The following is a 15,263-nucleotide window of genomic DNA, read 5'->3' as shown; positions in this document are numbered from 1 at the left end:
GGCGTGACGGAGCAACCTGCGACTTTTCATCGCTGCGCCCGCATGCATCACATGCAATTCCCATATCGCCAAAACAGACGGACTGACGTAAGAGTTCCGATCTATGTACGGATGTTTGGGGCAAGACGATGAAACAGGCGGTATTTCTCATATTGGCGGCCATGGCCTTGAGCGCCTGCCAACGTACGGCTGACAATGACAACGGCCAAGACATCGCTGTGGCACCCCCGCATATCTACACCGACGCCGAAAAGACCGCGATTCAAGCCACATTCCCCGCCCCATACAACACAGCCGACCTAAACGCGGGACAGGTTCAGTTCGGAAAGTGCCGCTCGTGCCATACGATTTCGGCTGACAAGATGAATATGGTGGGGCCACACCTGTACGGCGTATTCGGCCGCAAATCGGGAACCGAGCCTGGCTACACCTTCAGCGAGGCGATGACCCAGCACAATGTCGTCTGGGACTTCGACACGCTGGATACATATCTCGCCGCACCGCAAGCCGTCGTGAAGGGCACAAAGATGAGCTATGCCGGCGTCAAGAATGAGACAGACCGGCACAACCTGATTGCCTACCTCAAGCTGGAAACAACACCCTATGTTCCGCCAGCAGCAGCCTCCGCCGGGGCGTCGGAAACCGCTTCAAGCCAATAGATCCTATGAATCATAACCTGGCGCTTCCCGTGCCAGCTTGCGCATTAGGCCTGGCCAGACCAGGCCGCCGACAAAACCGATACCGCCCGACAGGGGCGAAACCTTATCCTGTACGGCCTGTCCCACTTCCAGAACACCACCGCGCCCGGCGCTAAGCGCCATGACCTGTTGCCGACAGGCCTGTTCAAGGAAGTACATAATGACAAAGGCTTCCGCCGCCGTCGTGCCCCAGGTCAGGGTGCCATGATTGCGCAGAATGAGAATGCTTTTCTGGCCTATATCGGCGACCAGCCGGCCCCGCTCTTCTAGATCCAGCGCCACGCCTTCGTAATCGTGATAGGCGAGTTGGGGGCGCAACAACAGGGCATTTTGCGTCAGGGGCAACAGCCCCTCGGCCTGCGCCGATACGGCGGTCATGTGATCCGTATGCAGGTGCATGACGAAATGGGCATCGGCCAGGGCGCCGTGAATAGCACTGTGGATGGTGAAGCCGGCCGGATTGATCATGACGGGCACCTCCGTGACCATGCGCCCCTCGATATCGACCTTGATCAGGTCCGAGGCCTTCATCTCGCTGAAAAAGGTGCCATAGGGATTGATCAGGAAGTGATCGGTATCAGAGGCCGCGTAGGTTCCGTCCGCCTGTCTTACCAACGAGTCCCGGCCCGCAACCCGTGCTGAAATGTGCGTAAAAATCAGATCATCCCAACCGAACAGAGCGGCGAGACGGTATAGCGCCGCCAACTCGCAACGCGTCTTCCATTCTGCGTCGGAAATATGGGCGCGCAACGGGCCTTGATCATCGTGAGCCATTTCGGGTTTCCTCTTATCTTTTGCGACATAGGAAACCCGATTTTTGGCTCTGGCAAATCAATTCTTATCCGCAAACCCAATTGCCGTAAGGGAAATCTGTCTGTCCCGATTATGTGCGACGAACAAACACGCGACCTTCGTGAATGCGTTCGATGACGACGCGATCGTTCGCTGCCAGGGCCGTGTCCGTTGTTTCGTCCAACACCGCGGGCCATTCGACGCCATCGAAGCTGACACGACCGGTCCGTTCGCCGCCGGCAACCAACTCAAACCCGCTCAGGACGTGCGCCTGTTTGCCCACCATCCGACGGTGGGGGTCGTTGATATCGGCGCTGTGCGAAGCGACCTTCATGAATTTCGGCGTCAGGATACCCATGGCCAGGCTGAGAAGCGCAAACGTCAACGCCTGGAAGAAAAAGCCGAACGGTAACCCCGTCAGACAGACGACAGCCACCACACCGGCCGACGCCGCCGCCCATAGCAGCCATTGCGTGCCAAGAAACACCTCGACACCAAGCAACAGCAAACCGAAGACGAACCACACCCAAAAGGCGTTAATCCCTACCGGCCCTATCAGCAAAATGTTATTCAGATCCATAGCCTTACGCCTTCCTGGCGGGCGCCGGTTTGACGGGATCGGTGGCGACGGATTTGATCAATTCGGAAATGCCGCCGATCGTGCCGGCCAGCGACGACATGTCGGCTGGGAGGATAAGAGTTTTGGTGTTGTTCGACTCGGCGAACTTGCCAAACGCTTCGACATATTTTTGCGCCACGAAGTAGTTGATGGCGTTCACATCTCCCTTGGAAATGGCCTGGGACACCATGTCGGTAGCCCTGGCTTCGGCTTCAGCGGATCGCTCGCGCGCCTCAGCGTCGCGGAAGGCAGCCTCTTTCCGGCCTTCGGCTTCAAGGACCGCGGCCTGCTTCTGGCCTTCGGCGCGCGCCACAGCCGCCTGTTTCTCGCCGTCTGCCTCGATGATCAGGGCACGACGCTCCCGCTCGGCCTTCATCTGGCGCGCCATCGAATCGGTAATGTCGTGCGGCGGCTTGAGGTCCTTGATTTCAATTCGGTTGACCTTCACGCCCCACGGCGAGGTCGCATGGTCGATAACATTTAGCAGCCTGGAATTGATGGCATCGCGCTGAGACAGAACCTCATCCAGTTCCATGGCGCCCACCACGGTGCGCAGGTTGGTCATGGCAAGCTGCGTAATGGCATTGTCGAGATTATCGACGCGATAGGCCGCCAGGGCTGCATCTATAACCTGAGTAAAGACAATGCCATCTACCTTAACGTTCACATTGTCCTTGGTGATGACATCTTGCTGAGGCACATCGAAGACACGTTCCATCATATTGACCCGGCGACCGACAGCCTCAACGAACGGCGTCAGAAAGGCAATACCCGGCTTAAGGGTACGGGTGTAGCGACCGAAGTTCTCTATAGTAAATTCATACCCTTGCGGCACGATCTTGATAATGCTGAACAACAGCATGATGCCGAGGACGACTATAACCAGGGTTACCGGTCCGAAAATGGAAATGGATTGCAGCAATTGGGCCTCCCCGAAAACAGATGCCCCTCAGATATGGGGATCTTTCAGGAAGTATACAGTCCGTTTTATGCGAACCCTAGCCAAATCGGCGTGAACGGTCAGGCAACTTCCGATTTCGCCGCGCCGGTATCATCCTGCAGGCGCAACAGACGCGCCACCGTATCGACCAGAGTATCCATGATGATCGGTTTGGAGATATGGGCGTCCATACCGGCGGCCATACAGGCTTCGATCTGGTCATGCATGGCATCGGCCGTCAGGGCAACGATCGGAACGTGCTTGCCCTCGGCTTCCCCCGCGCGGAAGGTTCGTGTGGCTTCAAGCCCGCCTAGGCGCGGCATGTTCAGATCCATAAGGATCAGGTCAAAGCGCGACATATCGAGATCCAGGGCTTCCTGGCCATCGACAGCCTCTGTAATAACGAAGCCGAACGGCTCCAGGAATAGGCGCGCCACCTTGCGGTTCACCGGATGATCGTCAACAAGCAAGATTTTCATGCCAGGCAGGTCCTCATTTTCGTCGTGGGCCGGTGCAGCGGGTTCCGTTTCGGCGCTTTTGGTCGAAGCGACAACCTCCCCGGCTTCGAAAGTCATCACGAATGTGGAGCCGGTTCCCTCTTCGCTCGTGACACTGAGTGACCCACCCATCAGTTCCGCCAGGCGGCGACTGATGTTCAGTCCGAGACCGGTGCCGCCGTATTTCCGCGTCGTGCCGGCATCCGCCTGACTGTAGGCTTCAAACAGCTTATCGAGCGTCGCCTTGGACATGCCGATGCCGGTATCGCGCACTTCGACACGGACCTTGAAGCCACCCTGTTCGTGATGTTCGGCCGATGCCAAAATCCGCACGGTGCCCTTTTCAGTGAATTTCAATGCATTGGACACCAGGTTCGAGAGGCACTGATAGACACGCAGAACATCAAACGTCATTGCTCCGCAGGCATTTTCGGCGATTTCATAGCGCAGCATGATGTCCTTGCCATCCAGCAAGGAGCTATAGGTATTGATGACGCGCTCGATCATGTCCTTCATTGTCGACGGCGTCGGCGCCAATTCGATCTTTCCGGCTTCGATGCGCGACATGTCCAGTACATCGTTCAAAAGGACGAGCAGGGTTTGGCCGGAATCGACCAGTATTTCGACTTGTTCGCGCTGAACGTCGTTGAGCTCATCCTTTTTCAAGGCTTGCGCCATGCCAAGAACACCGTTGAGTGGCGTGCGCAGTTCATGGCTCATGACAGCCAGGAAGCGCGACTTGGCGGCATTAGCCGCCTCGGCATGTTCATGCGCATCGCGCAGATGCCATTGCATGCGCCGCATCCGCCACACCCAAAGACCACCGCCAACCACAATAACCAGCAAAAGGAAGGCAATCAGCCCGGCGGCACCAAGCAGAAGATTACCCATCTGGACCTGCTTGACCAGAAGACGACTTTCGGCCGTCTGGCTGTCCAGTTCCTTGCGGAGCGCCTTATACATGTCCTGTACGGCTGCAATCCGCTTGTCCTGGTCGTCTCGATGCACGTCGAGCGCATAGTCGCCCAGATTGCGGAACGCCTGCTCGTACTGACCTGCCCCCGCCTTGAGATAAGCTTCGACGTATTTTTCAAACAGACGATCACGTGGATAGATCGTCTCAGGGACAGCCTGAAGTTTGCTTAAATAGAAACGCGTGCGATCGACATTATAGAGCCGCGCATAGGCGTTGGTGATCAGGCGAAGCGTGTAGGCGTCATGGGGACCGTTGACCACACCCTGAATGGCCGTAGACCCCTCCAGACATTGGATAACCGACGCATAATTGCCGCTCTTGTCACCGACCACGGCGCACAGTTCGCGATCCCAGGTGCGCAAATCGGAAATATTATACTTGGCGACGTAGCCCGCGTAGAGCTTCTGGAGGTTCTGCGCCAGGTCGATATCGTTATTCTGAGCAGCAAAATACGCCAGATCATACAGCATATCCATTTTTTGCAGAAAGAAGGCGTTGGTTTGCGACAACTGCGCCGAGGCAAGCATGTGATCGGCATAGGCGTTGTAATCGCCAACCTTCATCATGTTATAGGCCAGGCTTTGCTGCGCCACGCTAAGCAGCCCTTCGGCCGCCTTGCCCTGGGCGCGCAGGCGGACGATCAGATTTTCGCCCAGATCGATGGCTTCGGCCCATTGGAAACCGTATTGCAACTGCCTGACGCGTTCCAGAGTTGTGATATTTTGTAGCGCGATATCGGGAGACGCCATGTAGGTCGCCCACTCCCGCTCAGTCAGCGTGTCGTAGCCGTTGGTTTCATTCTGATAGGCCTGAAGCATAAAACGGGCGAGCAGGTCGAGATTGCTATCGTCCTCCCTTTGAGCCAGTTGCATGATACGATCATGCCAGGCCATAAGCTTGGCCTCATTCTGATTGGTCTTGTAAGCGTACAGGACCCGCCAAAGCGCATATATGCGGTCGTCACCGGACAACGCCATAGCCACCTGGCCATAGTTGTCGATCTCATTGGGCGTGTAGACAAACGGCGTGGCAGAAACGGTATCGTAAACCTTTGCCAGTTTGTCATGGTATGGCGGACTGTTTGCGCCAACTTCCCGCGCCGACGCCTGCCTGGATATAGGCGGTAAAGCGCAGCAGAACAGGCTCAGCAGACAAATTGTCAGCCAACGTCCCGCTTTTATCGCGCCCCTTTGGGGGAAACCCATGCCTGCTTCAGTAACCATTACCGGCGATTAGACCGCAAAGACCTTAGTATTCGCTTAAGCCGGAAAATGACGCCTGATGAGTATTCAAGGCATGAAAAAGGCGGGGAAAGCACCGAGCTTTACCCGCCTAACATTATTCGAAAGGTCTGTTTAGAACAGATCAGTCGCCCGTCTTAGCAATCGCCCTTGACTGGATTGCAAACCGGCGGGATGGCGCTGGCTTGAGTGGCAACGAAAGTGGCGCCCGCGGCAATAGCCAGGACGGTAAGGGCAACGGCAAACTTCTTCATAGCAAACTCCTAACAAACTAAAACCATGGACCAGCCAGGCATTTCGTCCCTGCCCTGAAGAAGCTTGGAGAATATCCCTGTCTGTAACGGATTACAGGAGCGTCACACTCTGCCGCCGTTAATTAATACTTAACCATGTTTTTATCATTACCACAAGATGCAATTCCCTCCAGAAAGAGAGTTTTCATTGCAACGTCGTCAGTTGTCGCAAATGCGAGACAGTTTCACTCACACAAGGTTGTATTTAAAAACTAATAGATTTTACGCGACCGCAAGATCACGTCGCGAATATCTTCCTGCTTTATCAATGCAATAGCTTCACTTAACGGTATAAAAGCAGCCAGGTCGGCGTCATCGCCAGCAATCGGCTCTCCCGACACCCAGTTCGCGGAATAGTCGATAAGAATATAGTGAAAACCAGCCTCTATTATCTCGTAAACGTTGATTAATTCACTAAGTTGAGCCGTCACACGCGTCTCTTCGAACAGTTCCCTTAACGCCGCGTCAGCAAGAGATTCGCCACGATTTATTTTACCACCCGGAATCGACCATTCGCCCTGACGCGGCGCGCGCCCACGGCGAATCAGCAGCACGTCATCGCCGCGCCAGCACACAACCCCAACGGCGGGAACAGGATATAAGGGCAACTCATCGGAAGCATTAGGTTTTGTGTCTTGCACTTCCGGCCTCTCTCCCTTAACGCAGCGCGTAAGATTGCGCTCGCCGCGCCCTGCTCATCCTATATCCATCAAGGTCAGATCGATGTCTACGCCAGCCGTCTCCGAAACCCCGTCCGTTTCACCAGAGGTCATCGCCCAGATAAAGGCCGTGGTCGGCGACGCCGGGTGGAGCGAGGATCCGATGCGCGTCGATCCAAAGCTGACCGAATGGCGAGGGAAGTGGAAAGGTCACACCCCCCTCCTCGTCTTGCCGAAATCGACACAGGAAGTCTCCGAGGTCGTCAAAATCTGTTTCGACAACGCCGTGGCCATAACCCCTCAGGGCGGCAATACAGGTCTGGTTGGCGGTCAAATTCCCTTCGGTGAAGTCCTGATTTCGCTTGAGCGCATGAAGGCAATCCGTGACGTGGCGCCGACCGACGACACCATGGTTCTGGAAGCCGGCCTTACTCTCCTCGACGCGCAGCAGATTGCGGAAAAGGCGGATCGTTATTTTCCCTTGTCGCTCGCGGCGGAAGGTACGGCAACGGTGGGCGGTGTCATCTCGACCAATGCCGGCGGCACGGCTGTGCTGCGTTACGGCGTCACCCGCGACCTCGTGTCCGGGCTTGAGGTCGTCCTGCCGAACGGCGATGTCTTTCACGGTCTCAAGCGCCTGCGCAAGGACAATACCGGTTACGACATCAAACACATGTTCATCGGCGCCGAAGGCACGCTCGGCATCATCACCGCCGCTTCGCTTAAACTCTTCCCTATCATGAACTCACGCGCCACGGCCATCGTCGCCTTCGATAGCGCGCAGAAAGCCATAGACCTTCTGGTCCGCGCCAAGCAGGAAACGGGGGGACAGGTCGAAGCCTTCGAACTGATGGGGCGTTATGGCCTGTCTTTGGTATTGAAACACATCCCGGACACGCGCGAACCGTTGGGGGGCGAGTATCCCTGGTATGCCCTAATAGAGGTCGCTTCCGGGGATCCACAGGGCGCTTCCGCCGCCATGGAACGCCTGCTCGAGGCCGCCTTCGAAGAAGAGTTGGTGCTTGACGCTGTGATCGCCCAAAACGAGACACAAGCCGCAGAATTCTGGCGCCTGCGTGAGGACCACTCCGCCGCAGAAAAAGCCGAGGGGGCGGCCTGGAAGCACGACATTTCCGTACCGCTGTCGCGCATGGCCGAATATATGGAAGAGGGTAAGGCGGCGATTGAAGCCTTCCTTCCTGGCGCGCGGCTGGTGGCGTTCGGCCACGTCGGCGACGGCAATGTCCACTTCAACGTCATCGTGCCCGAAGGCATGGACCCAGCCAAGTTCAATGCTTTGCGCGACGAAGGCGCCAAGGTGGTTCACGACCTGGTCAATGCCTATGAAGGTTCGATCTCGGCGGAACACGGCCTGGGCCGCATGAAAACCAACGAGGCGCTGGCGTACAAAGACCCGGTGGCCGTCGCCACCATGCAGGCCCTCAGATCAGCCCTGGACCCGAAGCGGATCATGAATCCGCATGTCTTATTCTGATCGGACAGATTTAAATTAGGGGTCAAACAAGGCGTCGATGGCCGCCTGATTCGATTCTTCCGGGCCCTCCTTGGCGCGAATAACACTCTGCACCGATTTTAGAAGGTCATGCATATTGAAGGGCTTGGGCAGCAGCGCATCGGCACCGGCGGCCTTCGCCGCCGCCAGGACGTGGATGGCCGTGATCTTGTCGTCGACACCCTGGGACATGGCCACGACCTTGCAGTGGGCAAAATCCTTCTTGATCTGGAAGGTGCCTTCGATGCCGCCGATGCCCGGAATCAGCACAGCCGTAAGCACGACATCGACCATGCCCAGATTGTGATCGAAAAATACGTCTTCCATGTTCGAGGCAAAGGACACCTTGTACCCGACCTGCTTGAGGACCCGGCAAATATCGAGACGCATATCTTGGTCGTCTTCCACGACCAGAACGTGATGGTCTTTTGATCGGGCGCGGTGATAGGCATTGGTGTCGGCCAAAAGGGCCTTCAGCTTGTCAGGCGCAAACGGTTTGGCAATGACGAAATCCGCACCCGCAGTGCTTGCCCCGCTACCTGCGCCGGGCGCCTGTCCGCGCCAAGCATCGGACATGATGGCGAGGGGGGCTTCCTGGGAATGCGCGCGGATTTGATCGACGATCTGCATCGTGCTGCCCTGGCCATCATAGGCATCAAACAGCAGGAGATGAAAACGACTTCCCTTTAACAGCCGCATGGCCATCTTTTGGTCGAAGCTGAGAACCGACGTCCACTTCTGATCATGCAGCATAGAGGAAATACGCTGTGCCTGGTCACGGTTCTGATCCATGACAAGGACGCTACCTAAACTCATTCGACCCTCGTCAAGACGCCTTACTCAAGCGAGTGAAAATAAGTAATAAAGCCTTAAAAACTGCATAACGCGCAAATTGAGATATCACGCCAGGATAGTTTTCAAAATGAATGCGGCATTATTTTAATGGAAGCATCCCAACTGATTTTTATATTTGAGCCGTTACTATAAGAACGACAATACAGACTATGGTTGCCTCAATTCGTCAGGCTGACAGATTTTTGCCCAGTGTGGCGGCAAAGAACGCTGCGTTGCCCGTTCTATTGTCACCGATGTCGAACCTGCCTATAAGCTGCGAGAGCACTTCAGCCCGCAAATCTTAAAAAAAATCGGTTCATGCTCACTCTGTTATCTCCCGCCAAATCACTCGATCTCTCACCGTTCGACGCCGGCGTTCCACCGACAGAGCCGCTTTTCCCGCAGGAAACGGCGAAGCTGGTAAAGAGCGCGAAGCGGCTCAAACCAAAGCAGATCGCAGAGCTGATGGACATCTCCCAAGCGCTCAGTGAATTGAACTATGCGCGTTACCAAGGCTTCGAGGATCAGATGCCGGGTGCCGCCGCCTTCATGTTCGACGGCGATGTCTATACAGGGTTGCAGGCGCGCACTTTGGACGTGGCGGGCATTAAATGGGCGCAAGATCACCTGCGCATACTGTCCGGCCTCTACGGCATCCTGCGGCCGCTCGATCTGATCCGGCCCTATCGGCTGGAAATGGGGTCGCATCTGAAAACTGGCCGAGCCAATTCGCTGTATGAATTCTGGGGCGACACCCTGGCCCGCTATCTCACGACAGAGTTGACGCATCATGACCCGGGCATCGTGGTCAATCTGGCCAGCCAGGAATACGCCCGCGCCGCGCTAACCAAGGCGCTTAAAGCCAGGGTCGTCAATCCGCGCTTCCTTGAAATCAAGGGCAATCAGGCAAAGATCGTCTCCTTTTTCGCCAAGACGGCGCGCGGGCTGATGGCCCGCTTCATGATCGACAATCGCGTGGACAGGGTCGACGGATTGAAGGATTTCAACATCGAAGGCTACACCTTCCGCGCCGACCTCACGACCGGTGATGACTGGGTTTTCACTCGCCCTCAACCCGCACTGAAAAACGCAAAAGCCGCCTAACCGACAAAACCGGCTGCGCGCCGTATCCGGTCATTGATCGCCTCGCCGATATCGTGATCCGGTATGGGGGCGATTTCGATAACCTTTGGCATAAGGCGGTCGGCGTCGCGTAGAGCGCGGAAGAGATTGGACGCCGCTTCGTGGAGGTCGCGACCGGCGCTGAGCTGAATGACCACCCCCGCATAATCCGTTTCGCCAAAGGCCAAATAGACCGCGCCTTCAGATGGTGTGTCAATATTGATGCGCACCGGCGCATCCGGCGCATAGTGGGTGCTGAGCCGGCCTGGAGAGCGGTGCCCTTCCGCAGTGTCCGCGGCCAGGGGGCCGACCACGGCTTCGATCTGAGCGCGCGTGACGGCGCCTGCGCGCAAATAGCGGACCTCTCCCAATAAACTGACCACGGTTGATTCCACCCCGACCGGGCAATCGCCACCGTCGGGCGATACAGCGACGGATGCCCCGGTTTCTTCGTAAGCATCAGCCTGCGTGGTCGGGCTCGGCCGTCCAGAGCGGTTGGCCGACGGCGCCACAACGCCGCCACCGAATGCCCTCAGGATGTCCAGCGCCATGGGATGCGCCGGCATGCGCAAGGCAACACTGTCCAGGCCAGCGCGCGCCAGATCGCAGGCTTGGTCCCTATCGCGGACCGGCAGGACCAGGGTCAGGGGGCCCGGCCAGAACGCCTTGGCCAACGCCCTCGCCCGATCATCGAAGAGGCCAATTCGCTCGGCCAGCGCCAGATCGCCGATATGGACGATAAGCGGGTTGAATCGCGGCCGCCCCTTGGCTTCGAACACCTTGATGACCGCTTCGGGATTGGCCGCCGAAGCGCCCAAACCGTAGACGGTCTCAGTGGGCAGATGGATCAGATTGCCGGCGTTCAGGGCGTCGACAGCCGCCTCGACCAGGCTCATTTCGCAGCTTTGGCTTTCAGGTTGATATCAACCTTTACCTTGGCAGGGAGAGAGTCGGTTGCCGCCCACTCGCCAGACCCGACCCCGAAAGCGGTCCGGTCGATTGTGGTGCTGCCCGTCATGGTGGCGGTGTCATTCTTGATGATCAGGCTGAACGGCAAGGTCAATGGTTGACTCTTACCGTGCAGGGTCAACCGCCCCTTGGCGACAAAATGGGTCGCGTCCGTTTTCGTGAAGCTGGTCGCTTCAAACACGGCTTTCGGCGTCACGGCGACGTTGAAGAAGGCATCGCTTTTCAGGCTACCGTCGCGATCATTGTCGCCAGAGCTGACCGACGACAGGTCGATCGTCACCTTCACATGCGACTTGTCCAGTTGCTCCAGATCGAAGGCGATAGCGGCGGAATAGCTGCTGAATCCACCATTGATCGCCTCCCCCGACAAGCTGGTGCTGAACGCGATCTTGGTTGCGGACTTATCAACGATCCAGTTTGTGACCGCCGCGGCTTGCGACGCACTTGCGGTTTCGGACACAGACGACGCAGCCTCGCTGACCGACGCGGAGACCTCCGGCGCTTCACTGCTGGCGACTGAGGCCACCGGTGGCGGGGCATCGTTACGCGCCTGCGGCTTCCCGCGCAGCACACCGAAACCCAGCACCACCGCCAGACCAACAACGCCAATCGGCAGCAACCAGCGATAATTCAGAATTGGCCTGGGCTTAAGGCCCGGCACCATGTGCTCCACCACCGTATCCTTGTCGATAAACTGGTGCTTCAGGGCGGCGACGACGTGCAATGGGATCATGACGTAGAACAACAACTTGGCGATCAGCCCGTGCGCGGCTTCAAACGTCTCATGCGCATCGTGGGTCTGCGGCACCGGCAAATGCGGCCACGCCAGACCAAAGAACGGAATTTCACGGGTCGAGGTCGAAACCATCAGCCAGCCAGACAGCGGCAAGCCAATCATCACGACGTAAAAGCCGACGTGCAGGGCTTGGGCCGCCCACGCCTGCCATTTCGGCATGGGAGGCTCCGGCGGTGCCTTGTAGGCCAGGCGCAAGGCTATACGCAAAAGTGTCAGGAGGATTATTAGAATGCCGATCGACTTATGCAGATTGGCGCGTGTGAAGATCAGGCTGTCCTTGTCATCGAACCGCCACCCGAGAAAAACCATGAACAGGATGAGAAAGGCCATCAGCCAGTGAAGATAGCGGCTGTAGCGGTTATAGCTCGTCGGCGTCAGCCCGGTCACAGGTTCAGTCATAGTCGTCTCCTCGGATATGCTTGCATACACCACACGCCCAAGAGCGTCATGCGAAAATATATGTAACAGATACTATTTCATTTCAAGCACCGGCCAGTTGAAAATCACAGCTGAATTTAAAAAGTTGACGTTCACGTAAAAGGAACTTGCGAGGGGCGAGGCTCCGTCATAGACTGAAAGAAAAACAGGGACTCCCAATGACCTATCGCGCCAGTGTCAAAGATATTACCTTCTGCCTCGACCATGTCATCGGCATGGCAGACAGCTACAACAGTTCGGCCTTCCCGGATTTTGATGCAGACCTGCGCGACGCCGTACTCGATGCCGCCGGGCAATTGGCCAGTGATGTACTGGCGCCGCTCAACCGGGCGGGTGACGTGGGCGGGACCAAGCTGGAAGGCGATCGTGTAATTGTCGCGCCGGGCTTTCTCGACGCCATTAAGGCCTATGCCGACGGCGGCTGGTATAGTCTGGCGGCCGATCCGACCTATGGCGGACAGGGCATGCCCAAGATGCTGGAACAGGCGTGTTTTGACATGTTCCACGGGGCCAATATGGCCTTCACCCTGCTGCCCACTCTGTCGCAGGGCGCCATAGAGGCAATCCACGCCCATGGCTCTCAGGCACAAAAGAATCTTTTCCTGCCCAAGCTTATAGCCGGGCAATGGTGTGGAACCATGAACCTGACCGAACCCGGCGCCGGTTCGGATCTGGCGGCCCTGACCACCCGCGCCGAGCCTGCCGACGACGGCACCTACCGCATCACCGGCCAGAAAATCTTCATCACCTGGGGCGAACACGACGGCGCGGAGAATATCATCCACCTGGTTCTGGCACGGCTGCCCGACGCGCCCAAGGGAACCCGCGGCATTTCCCTGTTCCTGTGCCCGAAATTCCTGGTCGACAGCGACGGAAACCTTGGCGCGCACAACGGCGTGAGTTGCGTCGGGCTGGAACATAAGCTCGGCATCCACGCCTCTCCGACCTGCGTCATGTCCTTCGAAGGGGCGCAAGCCGAACTGATTGGCCCGCCCAATGGCGGCCTGGCCGCCATGTTCACCATGATGAATGCCGCACGCCTGGCTGTAGGCTTCGAAGGCGTAGGACTGGCGGATGCCGCCTGGCAAAAGGCACAGACCTATGCGCGAGATCGCCGTCAGGGCAAGTCGCTCATTACCGGTCAGGACTATGCCCCGATCTACGACCACCCGGATGTCCGTCTGATGCTGGCCCTCATGAAAGCGAAGACCGAAGCCGCACGCGCCATCTGCATGGCCACCGCCGCCGCGATCGACGCCGGCCGGCGCGATCCGGATCCACGTCACAAACGTCGCGAGGATTTTCTGGTGCCAATCGCCAAGGCATGGTCCACCGACCGCGCCGTTGAGGTGGCCTCCCTGGGTGTGCAAGTCCATGGCGGTATGGGCTTCATCGAAGAAACCGGCGCGGCGCAATATTATCGCGACGCCCGCATTGCCCCGATTTACGAAGGTACCAATGGTATTCAGGCTGCCGATCTGGTCGGCCGAAAACTGGGTAATGATGGCGCCGCAGCGCGGGATATCGAGGCGGATATTCGCTCGTTCCTGGAGGTTAATAAGCTGGAGCTGGCGAATGAATTCGCCGCTGAGGCCGAACATCTGCTGGCGGCGGTGACGCAGTTTTCCGCCGCGACCGATCACCTGCTGGCGCAAAAAGCCACCGCGCCGCTCGATGTCGCCACGGCGGCCACCACCTATCTGACCCTGTGCGGCGACCTGATCGGCGGGTGGCTTCTGCTGAAAGGCGCCCTGGCGGCACAAGACCTGTTGGCAATCGGCGACGCGGAGTGGTTAAACGACCGGATCAAACTGATGCGCCTCTTCTACGCCCATACCTTAAGCCACGCGCCGGCGCACCTGGCCGCTATACGTTCGGGGTACGGCGCCCTGGACGGGCTACATCTCAGCCTGGACTAGGCATAAGGCTTACTGGTTTGGTGTTTGCTGGTCACCACCGACGCTATCGGACGGACGCGCCGTCGTGCGGCGGGTCATGTCGGGACTGGAGGTCGTCGGTCCGCCGGGCGTGCGCATCGGCGCCGGCGCCGCCGGTTTCAGATTGGCAGACGGATTAACGCCGCTGGCCTCAGCCTTCAACATGATGTCTATGGTCTGGCGTACAAAGACCGCGTCCGTGACGACACCCAATTCCAGACGCTGACTGTCGTCCTCAACCTGCTTTATCAGGACGCCGGCAATAAAGGTGTGGCCCTTGCCGGCCTGCGACGTCATAAATACCGGTCCGCCTGAATTACCGGGCACCGCCGTCAGATCGATCAGGAACGTCGGATAGGCGCTCGGCGGCGACACTGGATACGAAGCGACGCGGCCGGCTCGCAGGATGGGGAAGCCGGACACGTTCGCCGACAGACCGTGCGGATAGCCAAGCGTCATCAGTTCGTCGCCGGCGCTGACCTTCTCATTGGCGAAGGTGTTTTCGTCGGCCAGCCAGCTTTGCGGGATGGCGGAGTCACGGAGGGCATCGGGTACGTTGACGGGGATGACCGCAATGTCCTGGCTGGGGTGTTGATACCAGACCGGACCCGTAGCCGAACGGATCGTCATATTGGCCGGCACGTAACTCCAGTTCCCCTTGGCCTGCGTGCGCCAGCCGATGCGCACATCCGCCGCCGGCATCTTTTCGAAGACGTGGGCGGCGGTGACCAGCACGATCTGGGTGGTGCCGTCAGGTTTGGGGACGGAGATCAAAAAACCCGTGCCAACCATGCGTTTGGCTTCATTGATTGGCTGATCGATTTGGACAGTTGCCTTGATCAAGGCCACGGTCAAGTCAACGTCCATCATCACGCGCTTATCCCCCACAAATACGATATAGACATTTGACGGCATTTCCGGATTGGGTCAATCCTGCAC

Annotated in this window: 13 protein-coding genes; 4 read left to right on the top strand and 9 right to left on the bottom strand. The window is 57.8% G+C overall.

Annotated elements, in window-relative coordinates; translation table 11 throughout:
• Positions 1–128 precede the first annotated feature (128 nt).
• The gene (locus RCJ00_RS18805; RefSeq protein WP_316223865.1) at positions 129–659 is read left to right on the top strand and encodes a c-type cytochrome; all 531 of its coding nucleotides are present in this window, start codon (positions 129–131) and stop codon (positions 657–659) included.
• A gap of 3 nt (positions 660–662) precedes the next feature.
• Here the strand turns inward: RCJ00_RS18805 and RCJ00_RS18800 are convergent, their stop codons facing one another.
• From RCJ00_RS18800 to RCJ00_RS18780, 5 genes are all read right to left on the bottom strand, one after another.
• On the bottom strand, positions 663–1,472 hold the full coding sequence (locus RCJ00_RS18800) for a class II aldolase/adducin family protein (protein ID WP_316223863.1): 810 nt from the start codon (positions 1,470–1,472) through the stop codon (positions 663–665).
• Between the two features lie 109 nt (positions 1,473–1,581).
• Positions 1,582–2,070 (bottom strand): NfeD family protein, encoded by a 489-nt coding sequence (locus RCJ00_RS18795; RefSeq protein ID WP_316223861.1) that lies wholly within the window; start codon positions 2,068–2,070, stop codon positions 1,582–1,584.
• Between the two features lie 4 nt (positions 2,071–2,074).
• Entirely contained in the window at positions 2,075–3,013 is a 939-nt protein-coding gene (locus tag RCJ00_RS18790) for an SPFH domain-containing protein (RefSeq protein WP_411267566.1), read from the bottom strand.
• Between the two features lie 116 nt (positions 3,014–3,129).
• The gene (locus RCJ00_RS18785) at positions 3,130–5,727 is read right to left on the bottom strand and encodes an ATP-binding protein (protein WP_316223860.1); all 2,598 of its coding nucleotides are present in this window, start codon (positions 5,725–5,727) and stop codon (positions 3,130–3,132) included.
• Between the two features lie 541 nt (positions 5,728–6,268).
• Positions 6,269–6,697 (bottom strand): NUDIX hydrolase, encoded by a 429-nt coding sequence (locus RCJ00_RS18780; RefSeq protein ID WP_316223858.1) that lies wholly within the window; start codon positions 6,695–6,697, stop codon positions 6,269–6,271.
• Positions 6,698–6,779: 82 nt separating this feature from the next.
• Between RCJ00_RS18780 and RCJ00_RS18775 the strand changes: the two genes are divergently transcribed.
• Entirely contained in the window at positions 6,780–8,210 is a 1,431-nt protein-coding gene (locus tag RCJ00_RS18775) for an FAD-binding oxidoreductase (protein WP_316223857.1), read from the top strand.
• Between the two features lie 15 nt (positions 8,211–8,225).
• Here RCJ00_RS18775 and RCJ00_RS18770 read toward each other — a convergent pair whose 3' ends face one another.
• Positions 8,226–9,044: a response regulator gene (locus RCJ00_RS18770; protein ID WP_316223856.1), complete on the bottom strand. Its 819-nt coding sequence runs from the start codon at positions 9,042–9,044 to the stop codon at positions 8,226–8,228.
• A gap of 336 nt (positions 9,045–9,380) precedes the next feature.
• Here RCJ00_RS18770 and yaaA point away from each other — a divergent pair, with 336 nt between their 5' ends.
• Positions 9,381–10,166 carry a peroxide stress protein YaaA gene (yaaA, locus tag RCJ00_RS18765; protein ID WP_316223855.1) on the top strand — a complete coding sequence of 262 codons (786 nt, stop codon included), beginning with the start codon at positions 9,381–9,383 and terminating at the stop codon, positions 10,164–10,166.
• Here yaaA and RCJ00_RS18760 read toward each other — a convergent pair.
• Positions 10,163–11,080 (bottom strand): L-threonylcarbamoyladenylate synthase, encoded by a 918-nt coding sequence (locus RCJ00_RS18760; protein ID WP_316223854.1) that lies wholly within the window; start codon positions 11,078–11,080, stop codon positions 10,163–10,165. The two genes, yaaA and RCJ00_RS18760, sit on opposite strands and share 4 nt — an antisense overlap.
• Entirely contained in the window at positions 11,077–12,348 is a 1,272-nt protein-coding gene (locus RCJ00_RS18755) for a bifunctional cytochrome b/YceI family protein (RefSeq protein ID WP_316223852.1), read from the bottom strand. The genes RCJ00_RS18760 and RCJ00_RS18755 overlap by 4 nt, the downstream gene beginning before the upstream one ends.
• A 197-nt stretch (positions 12,349–12,545) precedes the next feature.
• Between RCJ00_RS18755 and RCJ00_RS18750 the strand changes: the two genes are divergently transcribed.
• Positions 12,546–14,306: an acyl-CoA dehydrogenase family protein gene (locus RCJ00_RS18750; protein ID WP_316223851.1), complete on the top strand. Its 1,761-nt coding sequence runs from the start codon at positions 12,546–12,548 to the stop codon at positions 14,304–14,306.
• A 9-nt stretch (positions 14,307–14,315) separates the two neighbouring features.
• Here RCJ00_RS18750 and RCJ00_RS18745 read toward each other — a convergent pair whose 3' ends face one another.
• Positions 14,316–15,194: a S1 family peptidase gene (locus tag RCJ00_RS18745; protein ID WP_316223920.1), complete on the bottom strand. Its 879-nt coding sequence runs from the start codon at positions 15,192–15,194 to the stop codon at positions 14,316–14,318.
• Between the last annotated feature and the right edge of the window lie 69 nt (positions 15,195–15,263).

This window comes from Asticcacaulis aquihabitans (genome assembly GCF_032490435.1).
Lineage (GTDB): Bacteria > Pseudomonadota > Alphaproteobacteria > Caulobacterales > Caulobacteraceae > Asticcacaulis.
Note: the sequence above shows the minus strand (reverse complement) of the source record. Positions and strands in the feature narration are given on the sequence as shown.

Bases quoted from the DNA above. Each gene is read 5' to 3' on its own strand.
- RCJ00_RS18805 (WP_316223865.1), top strand. From the start codon at position 129: ATGAAACAGGCGGTATTTCTCATATTGGCGGCCATGGCCTTGAGCGCC.
- RCJ00_RS18800 (WP_316223863.1), bottom strand. From the start codon at position 1,472: ATGGCTCACGATGATCAAGGCCCGTTGCGCGCCCATATTTCCGACGCA.
- RCJ00_RS18795 (WP_316223861.1), bottom strand. From the start codon at position 2,070: ATGGATCTGAATAACATTTTGCTGATAGGGCCGGTAGGGATTAACGCC.
- RCJ00_RS18785 (WP_316223860.1), bottom strand. From the start codon at position 5,727: ATGGGTTTCCCCCAAAGGGGCGCGATAAAAGCGGGACGTTGGCTGACA.
- RCJ00_RS18775 (WP_316223857.1), top strand. From the start codon at position 6,780: ATGTCTACGCCAGCCGTCTCCGAAACCCCGTCCGTTTCACCAGAGGTC.
- RCJ00_RS18770 (WP_316223856.1), bottom strand. From the start codon at position 9,044: ATGAGTTTAGGTAGCGTCCTTGTCATGGATCAGAACCGTGACCAGGCA.
- yaaA (WP_316223855.1), top strand. From the start codon at position 9,381: ATGCTCACTCTGTTATCTCCCGCCAAATCACTCGATCTCTCACCGTTC.
- RCJ00_RS18760 (WP_316223854.1), bottom strand. From the start codon at position 11,080: ATGAGCCTGGTCGAGGCGGCTGTCGACGCCCTGAACGCCGGCAATCTG.
- RCJ00_RS18755 (WP_316223852.1), bottom strand. From the start codon at position 12,348: ATGACTGAACCTGTGACCGGGCTGACGCCGACGAGCTATAACCGCTAC.
- RCJ00_RS18750 (WP_316223851.1), top strand. From the start codon at position 12,546: ATGACCTATCGCGCCAGTGTCAAAGATATTACCTTCTGCCTCGACCAT.
- RCJ00_RS18745 (WP_316223920.1), bottom strand. From the start codon at position 15,194: ATGATGGACGTTGACTTGACCGTGGCCTTGATCAAGGCAACTGTCCAA.